This is a genomic window from Streptomyces sp. NPDC058457, assembly GCF_042720695.1.
Classification (GTDB): Bacteria; Actinomycetota; Actinomycetes; order Streptomycetales; family Streptomycetaceae; genus Streptomyces.
On the sequence record NZ_JBHXLU010000001.1, the window covers coordinates 43,363 to 64,464 of the forward strand.

The following is a 21,102-nucleotide window of genomic DNA, read 5'->3' on the forward strand; positions in this document are numbered from 1 at the left end:
GAACGTGTGCGCGAATTTTCTGGTGGCCGGTTCCGGGCGGCGGCGGGAGGCTCCGGGGCTGGTCAGCCGTGCGTGGTGGGGTCCACTTCGCCCCAGGCGATCCCCGCTCCGCGGTCCAGGTCGCGTATGCGCTCCATGTCCGCGTCGTCGATGCGGAACGAGAAGACGTCCAGGTTCTCCCGCATGCGGACCGGGTCGGTGCTCTTGGGAAGCACCGGATAGCCGTTCTGTACGCACCAGCCCAGAAGGAACTGCGCCTCGGTCACGCCGTACTTCTCCGCCATCCTCTTGAAGGGGGAGTCGGGGCGCTCGCCCTCGGCGCGCATCTCCTGCGTCTTTCCGCTCGGGTGGCCGGGCGCCGTGCGCCAGGTCGACAGCGGGACCAGGCTGCTGTAGGCGATGGGCGTGATGCCCTTCCGGCGCAGGTGGGCGACGAGCCGGGGCTTCTGCGACCAGGGGTGCAGTTCGATCTGGTCGGCGTGCGGAACGGGAAGTCCCGCCTCGATCAGCTCGTCGATGTGGACGGCATTGAAGTTCGAAACGCCGATCGCACGCGCCTTGCCGCTCTTGTGGGCCTGGACCAGCGCCTGCCACTGTTCCAGGCGCTGCTCGCGTCCGAACGTGGCGTGGACGAGATACAGGTCGACCTGCTCCAGGCCGAGCCGGTCAAGACTCTCGTCGAGGGACCGCAGGGTCTCCTCGCCCGTCTTGCTGCGTTCCTCCGTCAGCGGCCACAGCTTGGTCGTCACGAACACGTCGTCGCGTTCGAGTCCTTCCTGCCGCATGCCGCGCCGCAGTCCTTCGCCGACACCGCGCTCGTTCCCGTACACCTCGGCCGTGTCGATGTGCCGGTACCCGGCGGCCAGGGCGTTCCCGACGGCGGACGCGGCTTCCTCGTCCGGGATGAGGTAAGTCCCCAAACCGACCAGGGGGACCTTCACCCCGGCGGTCAACTCGTGATCTGGTGCGATGGTCATCGAAATCTCCTTGCCGGACGGCTTCCTCCTCCGCAGGGGCCGGCGGGTGATGTGCGGTCGGTGGCGCCGCGCATCACCCGCCGGAAGCGGCTCAGTGGTTCTTGACGGCCGAGGCCCAGTCGAAGTCGATGCCCATCTGCTTGTACATGGTCGAGTAGCCGACGAAGCAGTTGAACTGCTCGACCTTGCCGTCCTTCAGGTACCAGAAGTCAGCGGTCGGTACGTCGACCTTCGCGCCGTTCGGCTTGACGGTGCCCGCCGGTGACTGCAGCGGACCCTCGAACGTGCCCTGGATCGACAGCTCGATGCTGATCACGTCGCCGTTCACGGTGATGCGCTTGAGCTCGCGGTGGACGTCGGGGAAGAGGCCGGCCATGTAGGGCAGCACGTTGCCGAGGGCCTCGCCCCGGTAGGCCACGCCCGGGACCATGTCGTTGAACACGCCGTCCTCGGCGAAGCTGTCGACGAACGTCTTGACGTCGATGTGCTTGCCCTCCGCCACGTAGTAGTCGCGCAGCACGATCGCGAGGTTGTGCCTCTCGTGCCTGGTCAGGTGGCGGTCCGTGAGCGGCAGTTCCGCCAGCTGGCGAGGGGTCAGGTCCGGGACCGCCGTGCTGCTGTGGGCCGCCGCGCCGGTGTGGGCGGGGCTCGCGGCCTGCGACGGCACGGCGGCTATGGACAGACCGCCCAGGACCGCCACTGCGGTCGCGGCGGTGATCGACTTCCGGCTGAGCAGCTTCATGTCGTTCTCCTCCAGGTTCGTACGCGGGATCCGGGATCCCGTGCATCGGTGTCTCTCGCGTCTTGGTTAATCAAGCGCTCGATTGACTTTATGGACGGGCCGCGCAAGCTGTCAAGCGACTGTTTGAATTGTGTGTCGTGCGCGGATTGACAGTGAAGTCAAGCGGCTGCTTGACTTCCGTCGTGGCAGCGGCGAAGAAGATGGATCTGCGCCGGGAGGCCGGTCAGCGCACCCGGGACGGCCTGCAGACGGCCGCCCTGGAGTTGCTCGCGCAGCGAGGCCAGGAGGGTGTGACGCTCCGCGAGATCACGGATCGTGCCGGAGCCAACGTCGCCGCGGTGAGCTATCACTTCGGGTCGTTGAAGGCGCTGTGCGACTCGGCGATCGAGCTTGCGCTGGAGCGGTATCTGGACGCGCAGCTCCTGGCGCTCGACTCGCTCGGTCCCACCGCGACGCTCCAGGACCTGGCGGAGGCGTTCGCCCGGCCGATGATGCGCGCGCTGGCGGCCGGTGGGCAGGATCTGGCCATGATGCGGACCGTGGCACGCGTCAGCATCGACCCACCCGAGGGCTGGGACCGGCTCGCCGACAAGTTCGAACGGAGTCGCCAGGAGGCCCTCCGGGTGCTGACCGCGAACCTTCCCGGAGTCGGCGAGGAGGAGCTGATCTTCCGTACGCGGTGCGCGGCCGGCCTGCTGAACTGGCTCGCGCTGGCACCCATCGGCACCGAGCTGGCCGCCCTGTCCGCCGAGCAGATCGAGCGGCAACTGGTCCCCATGGTGGCGGGGGCGTTCCGCGGGGACGCCCCCGCTGACCGCTGACCGCTGACCGCTGACCGCTGACCGCTGACCGCTGACCGCTGACCGCTGACCGCTGACCGCTGACCGCACCGCATCCGGCGATCGGCGCTCGGCGCTCGGCGGACCGTACCGCCGCACCTTCGATGTCACCCGCCGCCACACGTGGTGTGACCATGGAGGAGGGGGACCGACCCCGGCCGGAGAGGACGCCCCATGCGCTACCGGGACCGCGCGCACGCCGGCCGCGAACTCGCCGCCGCGCTGGGCAGGTTGCGCGACGAGGGCGCCCTGCCCGACCCGATCGTGCTGGCGCTGCCCCGGGGCGGGGTGGCCGTGGCCGCGGAGGTGGCGCGGGAGCTTCCGGCCCCGCTCGACGTGCTCGTCGTACGCAAGATCGGCGCCCCGCACCACGAGGAGTTCGGCGTCGGCGCGATCGCCGGGGACGACCCTCCGCTCCTCGACCCGGCGACCCTGGCCCACCTGGGCCTGAGCGAGGACGACCTCGCCCCCGTGGTCGAGCGGGAGCGGCAGGAACTGCGCCGCCGCGAGCGCCGCTACCGGGAGAGCCGCCCGCCGCCCGAACTGCGCGGCCGCACCGTGCTCGTCGTCGACGACGGCCTCGCCACCGGCTCCACCGCCCGCGCCGCGCTGCACCACATCCGGGGCCGGGGCCCCGCGCGGACCGTGCTGGCCGTCCCGGTCGGCGCGCCCGACTCCCTGGACGCGCTCGCCGCCGAGGCCGACCTCGTCGTCTGCCCCTGCCGGCCGGCCGTCTTCAGCTCGGTCGGGCAGTGGTACGACGACTTCGGGCAACTGACGGACGCCGACGTGCTCGACGCGCTGGGCCGGGTCTGACAGGGGCGGGGTGCGCGGTGCCGGAACTGGCCGAGGGCGAGGCGCGACGCCGGTTCGCCGCGGCCCGGGTGGCACGGCTCGCGACCGCGGACGAGGCCGGCCGCCCCCATCTGGTGCCGGTCGTCTTCGCACGCTACGGCGCCGACGGGATCGTCACGGCCGTGGACCACAAGCCCAAGACCACACCCCGCCTCAAGCGGCTGCGCAACATCGCCGCGCGGCCGGCCGTGAGCCTGCTCGTGGACGCGTACGACGAGAACTGGGACCGGCTGTGGTGGGTCCGGGCGGACGGCGACGCGAGGGTGGTTCCCGCCGACGCGGCCGTCGTCGAGCCGCTGTGCGAGAAATACCCGCAGTACCGGGAACTCCCTCCCGGCGGCCCGGTCGTTCTCGTGACCGTGTCGCGCTGGACCGGCTGGCAGGCGGCACCCTCCTGATCGCCGGACGTCCCCGTGTCAAGTCCCGAGCTCTCGGAACGTGACCCCCTCGCGGGCCGCGGGCCCTACTGGAAGCACGAGGTCGACCACCTCGGGACCGTGGACCGGCCAGACGGCCTCGCGCGTGCAACGCACCCCTGGATACGATTTGGGCAGGTTTCTGGCGCTACGGGGTGGACGGGTGATGGCGACGCGCATCGCGGGCTACGAGGTCCAGGGCGAGATCGGACGCGGCGGCATGGCCGTCGTCTACCGCGCCACGGACCTGCGCCTGGACCGGACCGTCGCCCTGAAGCTGCTGGCCCCCGAGATGGCCCGCAACGACACCTTCCGCCGCCGTTTCACCCACGAGTCACGGGTCGCCGCCGCCATCGACCACCCCCACATCGTGCCGATCTTCGAGGCCGGCGAGACGGACGGCGTGCTGTACATCGCGATGCGTTACGTGTCGGGCCCTGACCTGCGCGCGCTGCTGGACAAGGAAGGCGTGCTGCCGGTGGACGCGGCGCTGCGGATCGCCGGCCAGGTCGCCTCCGCGCTGGACGCGGCGCACGAGCACGATCTGGTGCACCGGGACGTGAAGCCGGGCAACGTGCTGGTGGCGCAGGGCACCGACAGCGAGCACCCGGAGCACGTCTATCTCACGGACTTCGGCCTCACCAAGAAGTCGCTGTCGCTGACGGGGTTCACGACGGTCGGCGAGTTCGTCGGCACGCTGGACTACGTGGCGCCGGAGCAGATCTCGGGGCGCCCGGTGGACGGCCGCTGCGATCTCTACAGCCTCGCCTGCGTGGTCTTCGAGATGCTCGCCGGCGGCCCGCCGTTCGTCCGGGACGAGGACATCGCGCTGCTGTGGGCGCACCAGTACGACGCCCCGCCCGCGCTGAGCGAGGTGCGGGCGGGGCTGCCACCGGCGTTCGACGACGTGTTCGCGAGGGCGCTGGCCAAGGTCCCCGAGGACCGGTACGGCTCCTGTCTGGAGTTCGTGGGCGAGCTGCGGCTGGCCGCTTACGGCGCCGGTCCGGCGGGGGAGCCGGCCGAGCGGCCGTCCGCCGGCGGCCCCCCGACCGTCGGCCGGGACGCCGCCCGCATCCCGCGCCCGCCCGGCTGGGCCCGCCCGGTGTTCCGCCGCTGAGCTCGGCAGCGCCCCGAAGGGGCGCGGGGAACTGCGCGACCAGCCACGACGGCGCCGCAGACGAACGACGGCGCATCGCGGCAATTCCAGCGGAGCGCTCAGCAGCCCACGGGGCCCCCGCCCTCAACGCTCTCAGCCCTCTGCAAGGTACTGCTCGGCCCAGACGGTCTTGCCGGTGCCGGCGTGCCGGGTGCCCCAGCGCTGGGTCAGCTGGCCGACCAGGAGGAGCCCACGGCCCCCTTCGTCGTAGGTGTGGGCCCGGCGCATGTGCGGGGCGGTGTTGCTGGAGTCGAAGACCTCGCAGGTGAGGGTGTGGTCGTCGTGGATCAGGCGGAGCCGGACGGGCGGGCGGCCGTACCGGAACGCGTTGGTGACCATCTCGCTGACGATGAGCTCGGTGATGAACGCGGCCTCCTCCAGCTGCCACGCGGCCAGCTGCCCGGTGGCCAGCTTGCGGGCCTCGGCGACGGCGGCGAGGTCGAAGGGCAGCTCCCAGGTGGCGACCCGGTCGGCGTGCAGGGCCCGGGTGCGGGCGACGAGCAGGGCGATGTCGTCGTCGGGGCGGTGGGTGAGCATGGACGTCAGGACCCGGTCGCAGACGGAGTCCAGGCTCCGGGCGGGGCGGGCGAGCGCGGCGAACATCGTGTCGAGGGCGTCGTCGATGTCGTGCTCGCGGGGTTCGAGCAGACCGTTGGTGTAGAGGGCGATCAGGCTGCCCTCGGGGAGTTCCGTCTCGTACGACTCGAAGGGCAGCCCGCCGAGGCCGAGCGGGGGCCCGGCCGGGACGTCGAGGAAGCGGACGGTGCCCGCGGTGACCACGGCGGGCGGCGGGTGGCCGGCCCGGGCGGCGCAGAGCCGCCGGGTGACGGGGTCGTACACGCCGTACAGGCAGGTCGTGCCCACACCGCCGGCGGTGTCGGCGGCGTTGTCGGCACCGGCCTCCTCGGCGGAGAGATGGACGACCAGGTCGTCGAGGTGGCTGAGGAGTTCGTCGGGCGGCAGGTCCACGTCGGCCAGGGTGCGGACGGCGGTGCGGACCCGGCCCATGGTGGCGGCGGCCCGCATGCCGTGGCCGACGACGTCGCCCACCACGAGCGCGACCCGGGTCCCGGACAGCGGGATGACGTCGAACCAGTCGCCGCCCACCCCGGCCTGGCTGACCGAGGGCAGATAGCGGGTGGCGACGTCCAGGGCGGCCTGCTCGGGCAGGGTCTGGGGGAGCAGGCTGCGCTGCAGCGTCATCGTGGTGGTGTGCTGCCGCTGGGCGCGCGCGGCGCCCTGCATGCCGGCGGCCGTGCGGGCCGCGAGCTGTTCGGCCAGCCACAGGTCGTCCGCGTCGAACGGCTCGGTGCGCCGGTTCCGTCCGAACAGGGCCACGCCGAAGGTGATGTCGCCCGTCCTGAGCGGCACCGCCAGCAGCGAGTGCGCCCCGCTCTCCCGGACCCAGGAGGCGGCCTGCGGATCCTCCCGCGCCCAGCGGCCCACGACCTCGTCGCCGCCCGGGTACACCCTGCCCCGCCCCTCGGTCAGGCACCGGCCCGGCGGCGACCACGGCGGGCAGCGCAGCACTTCGCCGGAGGGCCGGGGGAGCGGCGGCACGTCGGGTGCCGAGCGCACGGCGGCCCGGCGCAGGGCGACGCCGCCGGGCGGCGGTGCGCCGTGCCGGGGAGCGTCCAGCAGGTCCACGGCGCAGACGTCGGCGAAGGCGGGGACGGCGACCTCGGCCAGTTCCTGCGCGGTGCGCTGCACGTCGGAGCCGGTGCCGATGCGCACCCCGGCCTCGCTGAGCAGCAGCATCCGGCGCCGCACCAGCTGCTGGGACGCGTCGGCGTGGGCCGTCAGGGCCACCGCCCGCACCCGGCCGTCCGCGTCCGTCAGCGGCATGAGCCACGCGTGCCAGGTGCGCTCCGGGTCGGCCGGGTCCAGATGGAGCCGGATCTCCTGCGGCCCGGCACCGTCCAGGACCCGTCGCATGCGCGACTCGGCCTCGGCACTGCCCTCGTACGGCACGACGTCCGTCAGCCGCAGCCCCCGCATCGTCCCCTCCGCCAGCGACAGCGTGCGCTGCGTCGCGACGCTCGCCCGGGCCAGCCGCAGCCCCTCGTCGAAGACGGCCGAGACGCACGGTGACTGCTGGAAGGCCCACTCGCCGAGCGCCTGGCCGGCGGCGGCCGCGGCCGGGGCGGCCACGGCGGACACCACCAGCCACTCCGAGCCGCCGGGCCGTTCGCCGGAGGGCCTGCGGTGGACCAGGACGTCCAGGTCCAGCCGGTGACCGTCCCGGTGGCGCAGCGCCGCGGTCCCGCTCCAGCGCGGTCCGGCGGCCGCCTCCCGCCACGAGTCCCGGCCGGGGTCGGCGAGCAGCCGGGCGGCCCGCTGCCCCAGGATCTCGGCGGGCCGGTACCCCAGCAGCAGCCGGGCCCCGTCGCTCCAGCCGGACACGACGCCGCGCTCGTCGACCGTGACCGTGGCGGTACGGGCGCCCTGGGGCACGGCGTGCGTCTGCGCCGGTTGGCTGGGAGGGGTGGGACGTCGTTCCATCGCCGCTCATCCTTCGCGGAACCTGCACGGCCGGCTCTCTCCCCAGGATGATCCCGGCCGCCATTGAGCACCAATCCGCCGCCGCTGCCACCCCGGCCCACGCGTCACACCCGTCGGAGGTTCCTGTGACGCGCCTGTGACAGTCGGCGGACAGTGCCATGACCTCGCGTTGTCAGGGTTTTGTAAACGGATAAATCGCCCCTATCGGTCAATCTCGACCGATCGTCTGCGAAGGACCCGCTCATGAGCTTCACCGCAGTCACCCAGCACACCGAGACCGCCGCCGTCGCGCTGGCCCCGCGTGAGCGCGAGACGCTGAAGCACATCGCCGCGGGCTGCACCTACCTCCAGGCGGCCCGGCTGATGGGGCTCTCCCGGCACACGGTCGACGCCTACCTGCGCCGGATCCGCGCCAAGCTCGACATCAACACCACCGCCGAGCTCACCCGGCTGGCCATCTCCCTCGGACTGTGACCGGACTGCGATCCGGACTGTGATCCCGCTCCGCCCGACAGATCCGCCCCGCCCGTGACAGCGTGGGAGCAGCAGCCGGCCACGGTGTCCTGGAGGCGGAGATGACGGTGAACGGGCTCGGACTTGTGGTGCACGGCGGGCGCGCGGAGGCGGTGGACGCGGCCCGTGCGGTACGGGCGTGGGCCGCGGAGCACGACGTGCGGTGCACCGACATCGACGTGTGGCACGACGGCGGACGGCACCACTCCGGGGAGGAGGTCGCGGCCGCGGGCGACCCGGACCTGATCGTCACCCTCGGCGGGGACGGCACCTTCCTGCGCGGCGCGCGGCTCGCCGCCCGCAACGACGCGCTGGTCCTCGGCGTCGACCTGGGCCGGGTCGGCTTCCTGACCGAGGTGCCGGTCTGCTCGGTGCGGGAGGCGCTGGACGCGATCCGCGAGGACCGGTACACCGTCGACAGCAGGCTGCTGCTCACCATGCGTGCCTCCCGGCGCCTGGAGGTGCCGGCCGACATGGAGCGGCTGATGCAGTACGGCCGCGGGCCGCTGCTGCCGCCGCCCCAGGTGCGCACGGACTGCGAGGAGGACACCGACTGGGGCATCCCCCTGCACGTCACCGCGGTCAACGACGTGGTCCTTGAGAAGCTGTCCCGGGACCGCCAGGTCTCCGTCGGCGTCTACGTCTCCGGCCGGCTGCTGGCCTCCTACTCCGCCGACGCGCTGCTGGTGGCGACGCCGACCGGCTCGACCGCCTACAGCTTCGCCGCCGGCGGTCCCGTCGTCTCGCCCTGCGCGGAGGGCCTCGTCTTCACCCCGGTCGCCCCGCACATGGCGTTCAACCGCTCGGTCGTCACGGCCCCGAACGAAGCGGTCGGGCTGCGCGTCCTGGAACGCTCCGGGCAGGCCGCGGTCAGCGTCGACGGCCAGGTGCGGGGCGTACTGGAGCCGGGGGACTGGATCGGCGTGTACGCCGCCCCGACCCGGCTGCGGGTGGTCCGGCTCGCGCCGATGGACTTCTACGGCCGCCTGCGCGAGCGCATGAACCTGACCGACGCCCCGGCCGCGGTCGCCGACGGCACCCCCGCCCCCCTGTGGTCGCTGCGCACGCCCCCGCCCGGTGACCTGGCCCATCTCTCCCTGCCGCTCATGTCCGCGGAGTACGCCGAGGCGAAAGAACCGTGCGCCGACGGGAAAGACGGTGTCGCCCCCGCGCTGGAAAGGTCGGTCTTCCCACGTCATGTGCAGGAAGGCGACAACAACCCATGACCACCGACTCCCCGGACCGGACGGTCCACACGGTCCGCGGCCCGGTACCCGCCGACGACCTCGGCACCGTACTGATGCACGAGCACGTCTTCGTGCTCAGCGAGGAGTTCCGCCAGAGCCTCCCGGAGACCTGGGACGAGCAGGAGCGCATCGACGACGCGGTGACCCGGCTCAAGGCGCTGGCCGCGACCGGCGTCACCACCATCGTCGACCCCACCTGCATCGGCCTCGGCCGCGACGTCACGCGCGTGGCCCGGGTCAACGAGCAGGTCGACCTCAACATCGTCGCGGCCACCGGCATCTACACCCTGGCCGACGTCCCCGACTACTTCCGCTATCACGGCCCGGGCACCCTGCTCGGCGGCGCCGAGGGCATGACCGACCTGTTCGTCCGCGAACTCACCGTAGGCATCGCGGGCACCGGGATCCGGGCCGCCTTCCTGAAGTGCGCGATCGAGGACCGGCTCACCCCGGGCGTGGAGCGGGTGCTGCGCGCGGTGGCCCAGGCCCACCTGCGGACCGGCGCCCCGATCACCGTGCACACCAACGCCACCGCACGGACCGGCCTGGTCGCCCAGGAGATCCTGCGCAGCGAGGGCGCGGACCTCGGAAAGGTGGTCGTCGGGCACAGCGGTGACACCGCCGACCTGGACTACCTGCACGAACTCATCGACAACGGCTCGTACGTCGGCATGGACCGCTTCGGCCTCGACATCCTGCTCCCGGGCGACCAGCGGGTGGCGACCGTCGCAGCCCTCGCGGCCGAAGGGCTCGCCGGGCGGATGGTGCTGTCCCACGACGCGTCCTGCCACATCGACTGGTTCCCGCCCGGCGTGAAGGAGCAGATCGCACCGAACTGGCACTACACCCACCTGCACGACCAGGTCGTCCCGGCGCTGCTGCAGGCCGGCGTCACGGAGGCCCAGTTGACCACCATGCTGGTCGACAACCCGCGCCGCTACTTCAGCTAGCGCGCCGCCGCCGGGCCTCGCTCGGGGTCGTCCCGAACTCCGCCCGGAACGCGGTCGCGAACGACGCGTGACTGCCGAAGCCGCAGGAGTGCGCGATCTGCGCGATCGAGTACGACGCCCAGCCCGGCCCTGCCAGCCGTTCGCGGGCCGCGGTCAGCCGTTCGCGGCGGATCAGGTCGCGGGCCGTGGTGCCTGCCTCCTGGAGCACCTGCTGGACATAGCGCACGGACCAGCCGAGCGCCCGCGCGACGGCGACGACGTCCAGGTCCCGTTCACAGGCGTGCTGCCGGACGTAGCGGCGGACCGCGGCCTCGACCGTCGCCCGCTGCCCGGCGGGCGCCGTGTCGGTGCCGCCCTCCGCGGCCAGGCAGACCAGGTCGAGCAGCCGGTCGCACGCGAGGTCGAAGGTGCTCTCCGACAGTTCCTCGCGCTCCTCGTGGAGCGTGGTGGTCAACTGCCGGACGATCCGGCCCAGTCCGCGCTCGGCGCCGAGCAACTGCGGCTCGCCGGCCGCGATCCGGCTGCGCGTGGAGACGTCCTCGCCGGACATGATGAAGGCGATCGACAGGAAGTCCGCGTCATGCGCGAACTTCATCGGACGGTCGATGTCGCAGAGCACCATGCTGCCGGCCCGGACCTCCGCGGCCGACGGCCCCTGCTCCACCCAGGCGGTACCGGCGAGCGGGACGAGGAGTTCGTAGGTGCCCCGCGGATCGGACCGGATGTGCCGGGTCTCCCGCTGCACCACCTCCCGCCCGCCGGCGCACAGGGCGACGCCGTACGCCGTCGACTGCTGCCACTCCAGGCGGGCGCGCCAGGGAGCCTCGCGGTCGGGCACGCTGATCCGGCTGGCGCCGTGCAGGCCGGTGAAGAGCTCGTCCCAGGCGCTCGCCGAGGTCAGGGTGAGGGCTTCGCTCCAGGAGTACACGCCTCATCGTAAGCCGCCGGGAACGAGCACGGCCCGGGCGGCAATCGGCTCCGCCGCCACGACCGGATCTCCCGCAGGCGCGGGCGAACTCGCGGACGGGGGCCCGCGTCCGGTCCGCGCGGTGCCCGTCGGGGACGCGCGGCTGCCCGCCGGCCTCATGCGGGCGGCCGGCGCCCGCGCGGTCCAGGACGTCGGGGTCGCGGGTGGGCCGCTGGTCGCCTTCGGCGGGACGGGCCGCGCCGGGCGCACGGCCGCACGGCGCACGGCCGCACGGCGTGCCGCCGCCGAAGCGGCGGCGGCACGCATCGTCCGGGCGTCGGGTCCGCCGGATCAGGTGGTCGGCTTCCAGAGCCAGTTGCGGCGCTCGTAGGCCACTTCGAAGCCCAGCCGGAGCATGTTGTGCAGGGAGGGGTTGTGGGTCCCGGGGGTCTCGGCGCCGGTCTCGGCGACGAGCGTCCGGCACCCCAGCTGCTGCGCCCTGCGGGCCCGGGCGGCCAGCAGCGCGGTCTGGCCGCCGCGGTTGCGGGCGTGCGCCGCGACGGAGCCGGCGAAGAACTGGGCCGTCTCGCCGCGGACGTACATCGTGCCCGTGCCGACCAACTCCCCGTCCAGCCAGGCCGCGTGGGGATGCCAGCCGGGCTGCCCCACGCTGCCGGCGGCCATTTGTGCGTAGGGCTCGACCGGCATGCCGAACGCCGTCATCATCACCTCGCCCCATACGGCGGCCTGTTCGGCCTCCACCGGGGCGACCTGGATCCCGTCGGGGGACCGGCCGGGCGCGTCGGCGCGGGCGACGGCCTCGTCGACCGGGCAGACGAGCTTCGCCCAGGCCGAGTCCGACGCGGTGATGCCCTCCCGCTCGCAGATGTCCGCCCAGTCCTCGGGAAGGAAGGCCGGGGCGATCTGGAGGACGGCCTGCGGGGTGCCCGCCGCGCGGTAGAAGTCGCAGACCTCTCGGACGAGGTCCGCGGTGACGGGGGTGCCGACGCCGAAGCCGAGGGCCTTGCTCCAGAAGTGGGTGACGTCGTCGGTCATCGACAGCACCACTCCGCCGCCGATGCGTGCGGCGCTCATGCCGAGCGCGGTGCGGACGGACTCGGGGGCCCGGGTCTCGAACTGGAAGAGCGCCTCGGCCTCGGACTGTTCGGCGACGGACGGCTGAACGACTGTGGTCATGACTCTGATTCTCTTTCGGAACGTTCCCTCTCGGGAAGCCGGATCGCCTAGCGGGTGGCCGTCACGAACCGCGTGACCGCCGCCGTGAAGGCTTCCGGCTCCTCGATGTGGCCGAAGTGCCCGCTGTTCTCCAGGACCACCAGCTCCGAGCCGGGGACCAGGGTGTGCAGTTCCTCGGCCCACCGCACTCCGCAGACGACGTCGTGGCGGCCGGCCAGCACGAGGGTGGGCACGGTGACCTTACCGAGGGAGGCGCGGTCGTCGAAGACGATCGGGGACAGGTCCTCGTCCAGACCGGAGACGTACGTGGCCCGCACGGCCGCCCGGATGGGCGCGAACTCCTGCTCCCGGCCCCAGTAGTCGGCGAAGTAGGCGGGGAACAGCCCCCGGGCGACGGCGGTCTGCGCCGCGTCGTCGGTGACGGTGGGGATGGCCTGGAAGGCGGCCAGGACCTCGGGGAGCCCGGGGTGGCCTGCGTGCCGCCCGGCGAACGCCTCCACCTGCCGCACGGTCTCGGCGGTGTGCTCGGGACCGGTCACCGGCAGGCTGTCGTACAGGATCACCCCGGCGAGGCGCTCGGGGTGGTGCAGGGCATGGTACTGGGCGACGAAGCCGCCGTGCGAGTGGCCCAGCAGGTGCACCTCGGGAACGCCGAGGTGGTCGAGCAGCGCGCCGAGGAACCGGCTGTAGCGGGCCCGCGTGTAGCCGTTGGGGTGGGACGGCAGCCGGCCCGAGGCCCCGCTGCCGATCGGCTCCGCGTAGACGACCGTCAGGTGCCGCTCCAGTTCGGGCATCCGCAGGTACTCCCAGTCGATCCCCGGGCCGCCGGAGTGCGCGACGCACACCGGACCCGTGCCGTGCACGTGGTAGCGCTGCACGAGGCCGTCGATCTCGACGGTGTGCGTTCCGGTGGTCAGGGGATCGGTCAGGGGCGTGGTCATGTTCTTCTCCGTGTCCGGTGGGTTCATGGGACATCGGCAGGACGGGGTGGAGGGGAAGAAGTTCGACCCGGGTTGTGTGAGGGCGGTCACACGCGCCGCGACCACGGCGCGTGTGGCTTCGCCCCGGTTCCGGCACCGATGCCGTTCAGTACCGGCCGCCCACCGTCCGCGCGGCCAGCCCGTCCAGCGTGGCGGCCTCGTCGGCGGTCAGTTCGATGCCGGCGGCGGCCACGTTCTGCTCCAGCCACTTCACGCGCTTCGTCCCCGGGATCGGCACCACGGGCACCCCGAGGTGCGCACCCCGGGCCTGCACCCAGGCCAGCGCCAGCTGTGCCGGGGTCACGCCCTTGGCCTCCGCGAGGGTACGGACGGCGTCCGCGATCACGTCGTTGTCCGTCGTCCGGAACCGGGGCAGCCGCCGCCGCGCGTCACTCGCCGGCAGCGCGGTCACGTCGACCGTGCCGGTCAGGAAGCCCCGGCCGAGCGGCGAGTACGCCACCAGGGCCACGCCCAGCTCGCGCAGGGTGTCCCCGACGGTCGTCTCCAGGTCCCGGGACCAGATCGAGTACTCGCTCTGCACCGCGGTGACCGGGTGCACGGCGTGGGCGCGCCGCAGCAGTTCGCCGTTCACCTCGGACAGCCCGATGTGCCGGATCTTGCCCTCCTTCACCAGCTCCGCCATGGCGCCGACGGACTCCTCGATCTCGGCGTTCTGCGGCGGCCGGTGCAGGTAGTAGAGGTCGATGTGGTCGACGCCGAGCCGGAGCAGGGAGGCGTCGCAGGCACGCCTGATGTAGCCGGGGTCGCCGCGCAGCGCCCAGGTGTCGCCGCCCATGCGGTCGATGCCGGTCTTCGTGGCGAGCTGGACCTCGTCCCGCCGGCCCGCGACGGCCCGGCCCACCAGCACCTCGTTGTGCCCGAAGGCGTAGGCGTCGGCGGTGTCGATGAGGGTGACCCCCAGGTCGAGGGCCCGGTGAATGGTGCCGATCGCGTCGTCCCAGCTGGTCGGGCCGTATCCCTCGCTCATGCCCATGCAGCCGAGACCCTGGGCGGAGGTGGTGAGGTCACCGAGAGAAACCGTGTTCACGGCATGACTCCGTTCGATGTGCGCAGTGGTTACGATGGCAGATACCGGAGGATCCTCCGATAGTGAAAACATTAACGGAGGATCCTCCGGTAAGCAAGTGGGCAGGATGCCCGGTACGGTGACCGGCCTGGAGGGGAGTACGGCATGAACGAACAGGGACCCGCACGGCCCGTGCGCGCCCACGCCCGCCGCAACCGCGAGAAGCTGGTGGCGGCGGCCCTGGAGGAGTTCACGCGCACCGGCAAGGACGCGCCGCTGGACGGCATCGCCAGGGCGGCCGGGGTCGGCATCGGCACCCTCTACCGGCACTTCCCGACCCGGGAGTCACTGGTCCTCGCGGCCTACGAGCACGAGGTGGACCAGCTGTGCGCCGACGCGGCGGACCTCCTCGCGACACTCCCGCCGGACCGGGCGCTGCGCGATTTCATGGGCCGGCTGGCGGGCCTGCTCGTCACGAAGCAGCACATGTCCCAGGCGCTGCGCTCGGGCGGGGCGGAGGAGTCGTACTCGAAGGTCTACGACACCATCGACACCCTCTTCACCGCGGGTGTCGCGGCCGGGACGCTCCGGGCCGACATGGAGACGGCCGACGTGGTCCGGGCCATGGGCGGCCTGCTGCGGCTGGACGTGGCCGGCGACTGGAAGGGACAGGCCGACCGCCAGATCAGGCTCCTGATGGACGGTCTGTACACAGGAGCTCCGGCCCGCACCGAAGGGCGCGAGCCGGAGCGGTAGTTCAGGGGCTGGTCAGTCCGCGGACCGTACCGTCGGCATGGCGAGCGCGACCGGACCGGTCTTGCAGGAGTCGTGGCAGTCCTTCTCCAGGCTGCAGCACAGCGAGCAGATCGCCCCCGAGTGGAACGGGCAGTTCGCCACGTCCGGGCGCTCGAAGTCGGTCGCGCACACCGTGCACGTCAGCATGACCGCCGACGGCAGCCCGTCCGGTCCGAGCAGCGGCTCCGCGAGGTCGTCGACGCGGGCGATGTAGTACTTCCCCTTGGTCAGCACCGCGAACAGCGGTGACAGCACCATCGCCAGGAACAGCGCGATGAACGGGGAGTACGCCTTCCCGTACTCCCCGAAGGCGTTGAAGTAGGCGGCGATCGAGACCGCCGACGCGATCAGCATCGAGCCGAAGCCGACCGGGTTGAAGTTGTACAGATGGGCGCGCTTGAACTCGATGTACGACGGGCTGAGCTTCAGCGGCTTGTTGATGACCAGGTCGGCGACGACCGCGCCGATCCAGGCGATCGCCACGTTCGAGTAGAAGCCGAGCACGGTGTTCAGGAAGCCGAAGACACCGCCCTCCATCAGGGCCAGCGCGATGCCGACGTTGAGGAAGATGTAGACCACGCGCCCGGGGTGACGGTGTGTCAGCCGGGAGAAGAAGTTCGACCAGGACAGCGAACCGGAGTACGCGTTCGTCGAGTTGATCTTTATCTGGGAGAGGATCACGAAGAACGTGGCCAGGCCCAGCGCGACGGGCGCGGCGAACGTCTTGAAGCCGGACACGTACTGCTGGATCGGCTCGTTGGCCTTGGCCAGGCCCACGCTCCCGGCGATGTAGAAGGCGAGGAACGCGCCGCCGATCTGCTTCGCCGCACCGAGCACCACCCAGCCGGGACCGGCGGAGAGCACCGCGCCCCACCACTTCCTGCTGTTCTCGGGCGTCTTGTCCGGCATGAACCGCAGGTAGTCCACCTGCTCACCGATCTGCGCGATCAGCGACAGCGCCACACCGGCACCCGCGCCCACCCCGAGCATGCTGATGCTGGAGCCCGTGGGCGAGTTGCCAGCGAAGTGCGTGAACTCCGAGAACCTGCCCGGCTCCTGGATCGCGATGGACACGAACGGCGCGACCATCAGCACCAGCCAGACCGGCTGCGTCCACACCTGCATCTTCGACAGCGCGGTCATGCCGTAGATCACCAGCGGCAGGATGATGAGGGAGCAGATCAGGTACCCGACGGCGAGCGGGATGTGCAGGCCCAGCTCCAGGGCCTGCGCCATGATCGAGCCTTCGAGGGCGAAGAAGATGAAGGTGAAGCTGGCGTAGATGACCGAGGTCAGCGTCGAACCGAGGTAGCCGAAGCCCGCGCCCCGGGTCAACAGGTCCATGTCGATGGAGTACTTGGCCGAGTAGTACGAGATCGGGATGCCGGTGAGGAAGATGACCACGGCCGCGGTCAGGATCGCCACCATCGCGCTGGAGAAGCCGTTGGAGATGGCGATCGAACCGCCGATGGCGAAGTCCGCGAGATAGGCGATGCCGCCCAGTGCGGTGGTGGCCACCACGTAGGGGGTCCAGCGGCGGAAGGACTTCGGCGCGTACCGCAGCGAGTAGTCCTCAAGCGTGTCGTTCTGCGCCCAGTCGTTGTACGTCCGTTTGCCGTCCGGGCCGCTGTCGGTCCCGCCGTCCGCCACGGCCGGCGGCGCCTCTTTGCCGACGATCTCCGTCACGATCTTCCCTCTCTCGTCCCCGGTCGTTTGCACGGAAGAGTCGCGGCGCGCTGTTTCCCGAACGTTTCACCTGCTTTAAAAGACAAAGCTTGATACTTTCCGTGGGAAGTATCGGCAAGTGTCGGCGGTGACCTCAGAGTTGGGCGACGACGTGGAAGTCGAAGGCGTCCGCCCGCGCCAGGTACAGCCGTTGGGCGAGATGGTTGCCGCGCAGCCGCACCACGCCCCGCGGGCCCTCGTACGACACCGCGTCCCCGACCGCGCACATCGCCCGCACGTCCAGCGACCGGGCCCGCTCGGCCAGGGCCGCCAGCAGCCGTACCCCCTCGAAGCACGACTCGCCCAGGCTCCCCACCACCGGGGCGTGCACCCCGAACCGGGCCGCGTGGCGGGCGCCGAAGTCGAGGCTCTCGGCGGTCGCGAGGGCCTCGAAGAATCCGGCCGCCGCCCAGAGCCCGTCGGTGCCGTCCGCGCCGGTGGCCAGCAGGATGTTCTCGTCCATGTGGGTGCTGAGCCTCAGACACCGCTGGTGCAGCCCGTAGGCGGCGAACGCCCGGTTGAAGCGCGCCGCGTCCGCCCCGACCAGCAGCATCAGCACCGCGTCCGCCTCGCACCGCTCGATCCGGCGCAGCGCCGGCCCGAACCCGTCCGTCCCCAGCGGCACGAACACCTCGTCCCGCACCCGCCCGCCGCACTCGCGCGCATACGCCCGCGCCGTGCGGGCGGTCACCCGGGGCCACACGTAGTCGTTGCCCACCGTGCACCAGCGCCGCACCCCGGCCGCCTCCGCCAGCACCCGCATCGCGGGCAGCAGTTGGGCCACATCGGTCTCACCGGTGAGGAAGACGCCGGGAGTCCGCTCGCCGCCCTCGTACTGCGCGGTGTACACGTACGGCACCCGGCCCGCGATCCGGGGCAGCAGCGCCTGCCGTACCGCCGAGGTGTGCCAGCCCACCACGCCGTCCACGGCGCCCAGCGACACCAGCGCCCCGACCTCGGCCGCCACCCGTGCCGGCGGCGCCCCGCCGTCCACCGTGACCAGCCGGACCTCCCGGCCCAACACCCCGCCCGCGGCGTTCAGTTCCTCCACGGCCAGCCGCGCGGCCGACTCGCACGACGGCCCGAAGACCCCCGCCGGCCCCTGCAGCGGCACGACCAGGGCGAGGAGCAGTGTGCCGCTGGCGTCGCTCGGCGGCGCCGGACGCATCGGCCACCTCCGTGCGGGCATGGGGAACGCGGATTCCGGTCCCGGGCCCCGGCGCCGTCGCCAAGACTCGTATTCTGCGCGCACAGTAGACCTACCGGAAGGACACCGGCAATGCCGTCCGTACCCTCCTCGCCGGACCTCGCACACCTCCTCAGCCATGCCGAGCGGCGGGTCGTGCGGCGGCTGGCCGCGGTGCTGGCCGAGGAGGACTGCACGGTCGAGGAGTGGCGCGTCCTGTCGATCGTCGGGGACGGGCAGGGGCACCCGATGGCGGAGATCGCCGACCACGCCCTGATGCCGGCGCCGAGCCTGACCAAGCTCGTCGACCGCATGGTCGCGGACAACCTGGTCCACCGCCGCCCCGACCCCCATGACCGCCGCCGTGTCCTGCTCCACCTCACCCCGCGCGGCGAGGACCTGCACCGGCGCACCGCCCAGCGCGTCCGGGCGGACCAGGCCCGCCTGCTCGACGAGACGGCCGACGGGGGAGCCCTGGCCCAACTGCTCCTCCGGCTCACGGCGGCGGCCGGGACCCCGCTCACGGCGATCGCCGACGATCCCGGGCACCAGGCCGCCGACGACACCCGGCGCGCCGCCGCCCAGCACACTTCCGGTTGACCGGTGTGCGGGCGGTCAGATCTGCCCGCTGCGGATCGCGTAGGCGACCGCGTGGGCCCGGTTGCGCAGCCGGTGCCGCTTGATCATTCCGTAGAGAACGTTCTTGATGGTCCGTTCCGAGTAGCCGAGCTTGTCTCCGATGTGCTGCAACTCATCGCCCTCGGCGACCAGTTGCAGCACCTCCGCCTCGCGCAGGGTGAGTCCCCCGGGGGTCAGGCCATGGGGTGCGAGCACCTCGTGGTGGGTCCTCGTCATCTGGTCCATCAGCTGGCCCTGCAGCGCCGCCGGCAGGTCGCCGTGACCGGCCCGCACCTCCTGCACCGCCTCGCCGAACCGCTCCCAGGTGAACGCCGGGCGGAACAGCACCGCGCGCACGCCCGCCGCCAGCGCGGCGTAGGGATCGACCGACCACTCGCCGTCCACGATCACGACGAGTCTGGCGTCGTCCTTGGCGTCCTGGCGCAGTTGCGTCAGCGTGCGGGCGTCGGGGGCCGGCAGGGCCGCGACGACGATGTCGGCGGGTGCGTCCCGGCCGGTCAGCGTCAGGCCGGGCTGACGTCGGAGGTAACTGACCAGGGCGGACCGGGTGATCGGGTCGGCGGCGTGGACGGTCAGCCGGGCCGTGCCGCCGGGGGCCGGGTGCGGGCGTGTGGCACCGCGTGGGGTGGCGCCTGCCATCGGGGTCTCCTCTCCGGTGTCCGGTGCGCGGCTCCGCAGAACCGTGCACCGGGGCCTTCCGCATGTGGGGCGCAGCCAGGCTCCGGCGGCGTACACCGGTGAATTGCAGAACAGTTCTCGACCGGCTCGATTCTTCTCAACGATATCCGGGGCTTGTCAAGCCTCTTCTGGTCGCGGCGTCCTTGCGTGCGCAATAATTTCGCCAATTGCGACGGGGGAGCCGGACGCTCGGGGCGGGCGTCCTGAATCGCTCGACGCTGTGTGAAACGTCAGGTGGCGTACCGGACTTGACATGCTCCAGGGAGTGACTGAAGATTCATTCATGCTGTAGTCGGCGTCGAGAAGACTGGAAAGACACGTCAATTACTTCGGTGTCCCGAATTTCCACCGAAACGCACGGCGCGATACCCGCGGGGTCACCAGCCGGTGAACAGCAGGTGGTTCAGCAGCAGCCCGAGCAGGGCCTGTGCCGTGAGCCAGGCGCGCGGCCGGGGCAGGAACGCGCAGGCCGGCAGCAGCCACATCGCGAACGGCAGCCAGATGCGCTCCGTCTCCGCCTTGCTCATCCCGGACAGGTCGGCGATCAGCAGGGCCAGCAGGGCGGCGCCCGCGAGGAGGGCGAGACGGGTCTGCGCGGACGGCGCGCCACGGCGGCGGACCAGTACGGCACCCGCCCGCCGCAGCCCGGCCACCGTGGCCGGACCCGTGATGACCACCGTGCAGGCCAGGTTGGCCCACACCCAGTAGCCGTACGGCCGGGTCCCGCCGACACCCTGGTAGTACCGGGTGACCAGCAGCCGGTACCCCTGCCACCAGTCGAACCCGGCGAACGTGAACACGAGCGGGACGACCGCCGCCCCGGCCACCAGCAGGGCGAGGACGACCGGCCGGGCCCGGACCCGGCGCCTGCCGAGCACCAGCACGACCGCCCCGATCAGCGCGAAGAGCGTCAGGCCGTACGAGAGGTAGCAGGTCAGGCCGTACAGCAGTCCCGCACCGGCCGCCCAGGCCACCGGCCGGCCGGTCACCGCCAGCGCCAGCAGGGCCACCGCCCAGGCGGCGACCGCCGCGAAGTACCCGTCGGCCGAGGCGCCCACCCACACCGCGGCCGGCGCCATGACCAGGAAGGGCGCGGCCCGCCGGGCGAGCCGCTCGCCGGCCAGGGCCCGCACCGCGACCAGCACGGCGAGACAGGCCGTCGAACCCACGGTGATGCACCAGGCGCCCGCCCAGCCCCCGCCGCGCAGCCCGATCCGGTCCAGGAGGACGAACGTGAGGGTCGCCGCCGGCGGGTGTCCGGCGATGTGGGCGGGCCAGGGGGCCGGGGTGCCGCTGACGATGTGGTGGGTGAAGTCGCGCAGGGTCGCCGGGATGTCGTGGAAGCGGCCGATGACCGTGAGGTACTCGTTGTGGGCGGTGAGCCGGCCCGCCACGCCCCGCTGCCAGCCGTCCACCAGCGCCAGCGACCACGTCCAGGCCAGACAGGCGCCCCAGGCCGCGCCGAGCAGACCGCGCCAGGGCAGCCGTACGGCGAGGTTCGGCCCGTATGCCACCACGGCGGCCGCGACCAGCAGGGCGGCCGGGGTGCCCGGGCCCACATGCGGATCCCAGTCGGCGAACAGCGGCGGCCAGTGCACGAACAGCACGCGGTAGGTGTCCTGGAGGTGGCGGCCTACCAGCACGGCGGCGAGCACGAGCAGGGCGGCGCCGAGGACGGCGATCAGATCGGTGTACCGATCACGGAGCGGAGCGCGGGTCACACCGGAACGCTAGGTCGGCGACCGCGCGAGAGCGTGGATCAAGCGGCTGA

21 protein-coding genes are annotated in these 21,102 nt (G+C 72.3%); 10 read left to right on the forward strand and 11 right to left on the reverse strand.

Going from position 1 to position 21,102, the window contains the following annotated elements; genetic code table 11:
- Positions 1-62: 62 nt before the first annotated feature.
- Together ACFWPS_RS00185 and ACFWPS_RS00190 are read right to left on the reverse strand one after the other, a co-directional pair.
- Positions 63-977 carry an aldo/keto reductase gene (locus tag ACFWPS_RS00185; protein WP_383699146.1) on the reverse strand — a complete coding sequence of 305 codons (915 nt, stop codon included), beginning with the start codon at positions 975-977 and terminating at the stop codon, positions 63-65.
- A 91-nt stretch (positions 978-1,068) separates the two neighbouring features.
- Positions 1,069-1,719: a nuclear transport factor 2 family protein gene (locus tag ACFWPS_RS00190; protein ID WP_383699148.1), complete on the reverse strand. Its 651-nt coding sequence runs from the start codon at positions 1,717-1,719 to the stop codon at positions 1,069-1,071.
- 182 nt (positions 1,720-1,901) lie between these two features.
- Between ACFWPS_RS00190 and ACFWPS_RS00195 the strand changes: the two genes are divergently transcribed.
- The 4 genes from ACFWPS_RS00195 (at position 1,902) to ACFWPS_RS00210 (ending at position 4,946) form a co-directional block, all read left to right on the forward strand.
- The gene (locus ACFWPS_RS00195; protein WP_383699150.1) at positions 1,902-2,540 is read left to right on the forward strand and encodes a TetR/AcrR family transcriptional regulator; all 639 of its coding nucleotides are present in this window, start codon (positions 1,902-1,904) and stop codon (positions 2,538-2,540) included.
- A gap of 192 nt (positions 2,541-2,732) precedes the next feature.
- Positions 2,733-3,374: a phosphoribosyltransferase gene (locus tag ACFWPS_RS00200; RefSeq protein WP_383699152.1), complete on the forward strand. Its 642-nt coding sequence runs from the start codon at positions 2,733-2,735 to the stop codon at positions 3,372-3,374.
- A 17-nt stretch (positions 3,375-3,391) separates the two neighbouring features.
- Entirely contained in the window at positions 3,392-3,811 is a 420-nt protein-coding gene (locus tag ACFWPS_RS00205; protein WP_383699154.1) for a TIGR03668 family PPOX class F420-dependent oxidoreductase, read from the forward strand.
- Between the two features lie 184 nt (positions 3,812-3,995).
- Positions 3,996-4,946, forward strand: a complete 951-nt coding sequence (locus ACFWPS_RS00210) for a serine/threonine-protein kinase (protein ID WP_383699156.1) — start codon at positions 3,996-3,998, stop codon at positions 4,944-4,946.
- Between the two features lie 132 nt (positions 4,947-5,078).
- Here ACFWPS_RS00210 and ACFWPS_RS00215 read toward each other — a convergent pair whose 3' ends face one another.
- Complete coding sequence (locus tag ACFWPS_RS00215; protein WP_383699158.1) at positions 5,079-7,487, reverse strand: SpoIIE family protein phosphatase; 2,409 nt, start codon at positions 7,485-7,487, stop codon at positions 5,079-5,081.
- A 243-nt stretch (positions 7,488-7,730) separates the two neighbouring features.
- On the opposite strand from ACFWPS_RS00215, the gene ACFWPS_RS00220 reads away from it, so the two are divergent.
- The 3 genes from ACFWPS_RS00220 to ACFWPS_RS00230 all read left to right on the forward strand — a co-directional run bounded on the left by ACFWPS_RS00220 (position 7,731) and on the right by ACFWPS_RS00230 (position 10,197).
- On the forward strand, positions 7,731-7,961 hold the full coding sequence (locus ACFWPS_RS00220) for a response regulator transcription factor (RefSeq protein ID WP_089104534.1): 231 nt from the start codon (positions 7,731-7,733) through the stop codon (positions 7,959-7,961).
- 101 nt (positions 7,962-8,062) lie between these two features.
- On the forward strand, positions 8,063-9,226 hold the full coding sequence (locus ACFWPS_RS00225; protein ID WP_383699775.1) for an NAD(+)/NADH kinase: 1,164 nt from the start codon (positions 8,063-8,065) through the stop codon (positions 9,224-9,226).
- Positions 9,223-10,197 (forward strand): phosphotriesterase, encoded by a 975-nt coding sequence (locus ACFWPS_RS00230; RefSeq protein WP_383699160.1) that lies wholly within the window; start codon positions 9,223-9,225, stop codon positions 10,195-10,197. Before ACFWPS_RS00225 ends, ACFWPS_RS00230 begins: the two co-directional genes overlap by 4 nt.
- Here ACFWPS_RS00230 and ACFWPS_RS00235 read toward each other — a convergent pair.
- Entirely contained in the window at positions 10,190-11,125 is a 936-nt protein-coding gene (locus ACFWPS_RS00235) for an AraC family transcriptional regulator (RefSeq protein WP_383699162.1), read from the reverse strand. The genes ACFWPS_RS00230 and ACFWPS_RS00235 overlap by 8 nt on opposite strands.
- Positions 11,126-11,246: 121 nt before the next feature.
- On the opposite strand from ACFWPS_RS00235, the gene ACFWPS_RS00240 reads away from it, so the two are divergent.
- The gene (locus ACFWPS_RS00240; protein WP_383699164.1) at positions 11,247-11,495 is read left to right on the forward strand and encodes a hypothetical protein; all 249 of its coding nucleotides are present in this window, start codon (positions 11,247-11,249) and stop codon (positions 11,493-11,495) included.
- Here ACFWPS_RS00240 and ACFWPS_RS00245 read toward each other — a convergent pair.
- The 3 genes from ACFWPS_RS00245 to ACFWPS_RS00255 all read right to left on the reverse strand — a co-directional run bounded on the left by ACFWPS_RS00245 (position 11,456) and on the right by ACFWPS_RS00255 (position 14,275).
- The gene (locus tag ACFWPS_RS00245) at positions 11,456-12,301 is read right to left on the reverse strand and encodes a GNAT family N-acetyltransferase (RefSeq protein WP_383699166.1); all 846 of its coding nucleotides are present in this window, start codon (positions 12,299-12,301) and stop codon (positions 11,456-11,458) included. The two genes, ACFWPS_RS00240 and ACFWPS_RS00245, sit on opposite strands and share 40 nt — an antisense overlap.
- A 47-nt stretch (positions 12,302-12,348) precedes the next feature.
- Positions 12,349-13,242, reverse strand: coding sequence for an alpha/beta fold hydrolase (locus ACFWPS_RS00250; RefSeq protein ID WP_383699168.1), 894 nt, complete (start codon positions 13,240-13,242; stop codon positions 12,349-12,351).
- Positions 13,243-13,387: 145 nt separating this feature from the next.
- The gene (locus tag ACFWPS_RS00255; RefSeq protein WP_383699777.1) at positions 13,388-14,275 is read right to left on the reverse strand and encodes an aldo/keto reductase; all 888 of its coding nucleotides are present in this window, start codon (positions 14,273-14,275) and stop codon (positions 13,388-13,390) included.
- A gap of 198 nt (positions 14,276-14,473) precedes the next feature.
- On the opposite strand from ACFWPS_RS00255, the gene ACFWPS_RS00260 reads away from it, so the two are divergent.
- Positions 14,474-15,064, forward strand: a complete 591-nt coding sequence (locus tag ACFWPS_RS00260; RefSeq protein ID WP_383699170.1) for a TetR/AcrR family transcriptional regulator — start codon at positions 14,474-14,476, stop codon at positions 15,062-15,064.
- Between the two features lie 12 nt (positions 15,065-15,076).
- Here the strand turns inward: ACFWPS_RS00260 and ACFWPS_RS00265 are convergent, their stop codons facing one another.
- Both ACFWPS_RS00265 and ACFWPS_RS00270 read right to left on the reverse strand, forming a co-directional pair.
- Entirely contained in the window at positions 15,077-16,789 is a 1,713-nt protein-coding gene (locus ACFWPS_RS00265; protein ID WP_383699172.1) for a hypothetical protein, read from the reverse strand.
- 133 nt (positions 16,790-16,922) lie between these two features.
- Positions 16,923-17,996, reverse strand: coding sequence for a substrate-binding domain-containing protein (locus tag ACFWPS_RS00270; RefSeq protein ID WP_383699174.1), 1,074 nt, complete (start codon positions 17,994-17,996; stop codon positions 16,923-16,925).
- Positions 17,997-18,107: 111 nt separating this feature from the next.
- Between ACFWPS_RS00270 and ACFWPS_RS00275 the strand changes: the two genes are divergently transcribed.
- Complete coding sequence (locus ACFWPS_RS00275; RefSeq protein WP_383699176.1) at positions 18,108-18,614, forward strand: MarR family winged helix-turn-helix transcriptional regulator; 507 nt, start codon at positions 18,108-18,110, stop codon at positions 18,612-18,614.
- A 15-nt stretch (positions 18,615-18,629) separates the two neighbouring features.
- Here ACFWPS_RS00275 and ACFWPS_RS00280 read toward each other — a convergent pair whose 3' ends face one another.
- Both ACFWPS_RS00280 and ACFWPS_RS00285 read right to left on the reverse strand, forming a co-directional pair.
- Positions 18,630-19,292 carry a response regulator transcription factor gene (locus ACFWPS_RS00280; RefSeq protein ID WP_383699178.1) on the reverse strand — a complete coding sequence of 221 codons (663 nt, stop codon included), beginning with the start codon at positions 19,290-19,292 and terminating at the stop codon, positions 18,630-18,632.
- Positions 19,293-19,708: 416 nt separating this feature from the next.
- A complete protein-coding gene (locus tag ACFWPS_RS00285) occupies positions 19,709-21,052 on the reverse strand; it encodes a hypothetical protein (RefSeq protein WP_383699180.1) in 1,344 nt (447 codons plus the stop codon).
- Between the last annotated feature and the right edge of the window lie 50 nt (positions 21,053-21,102).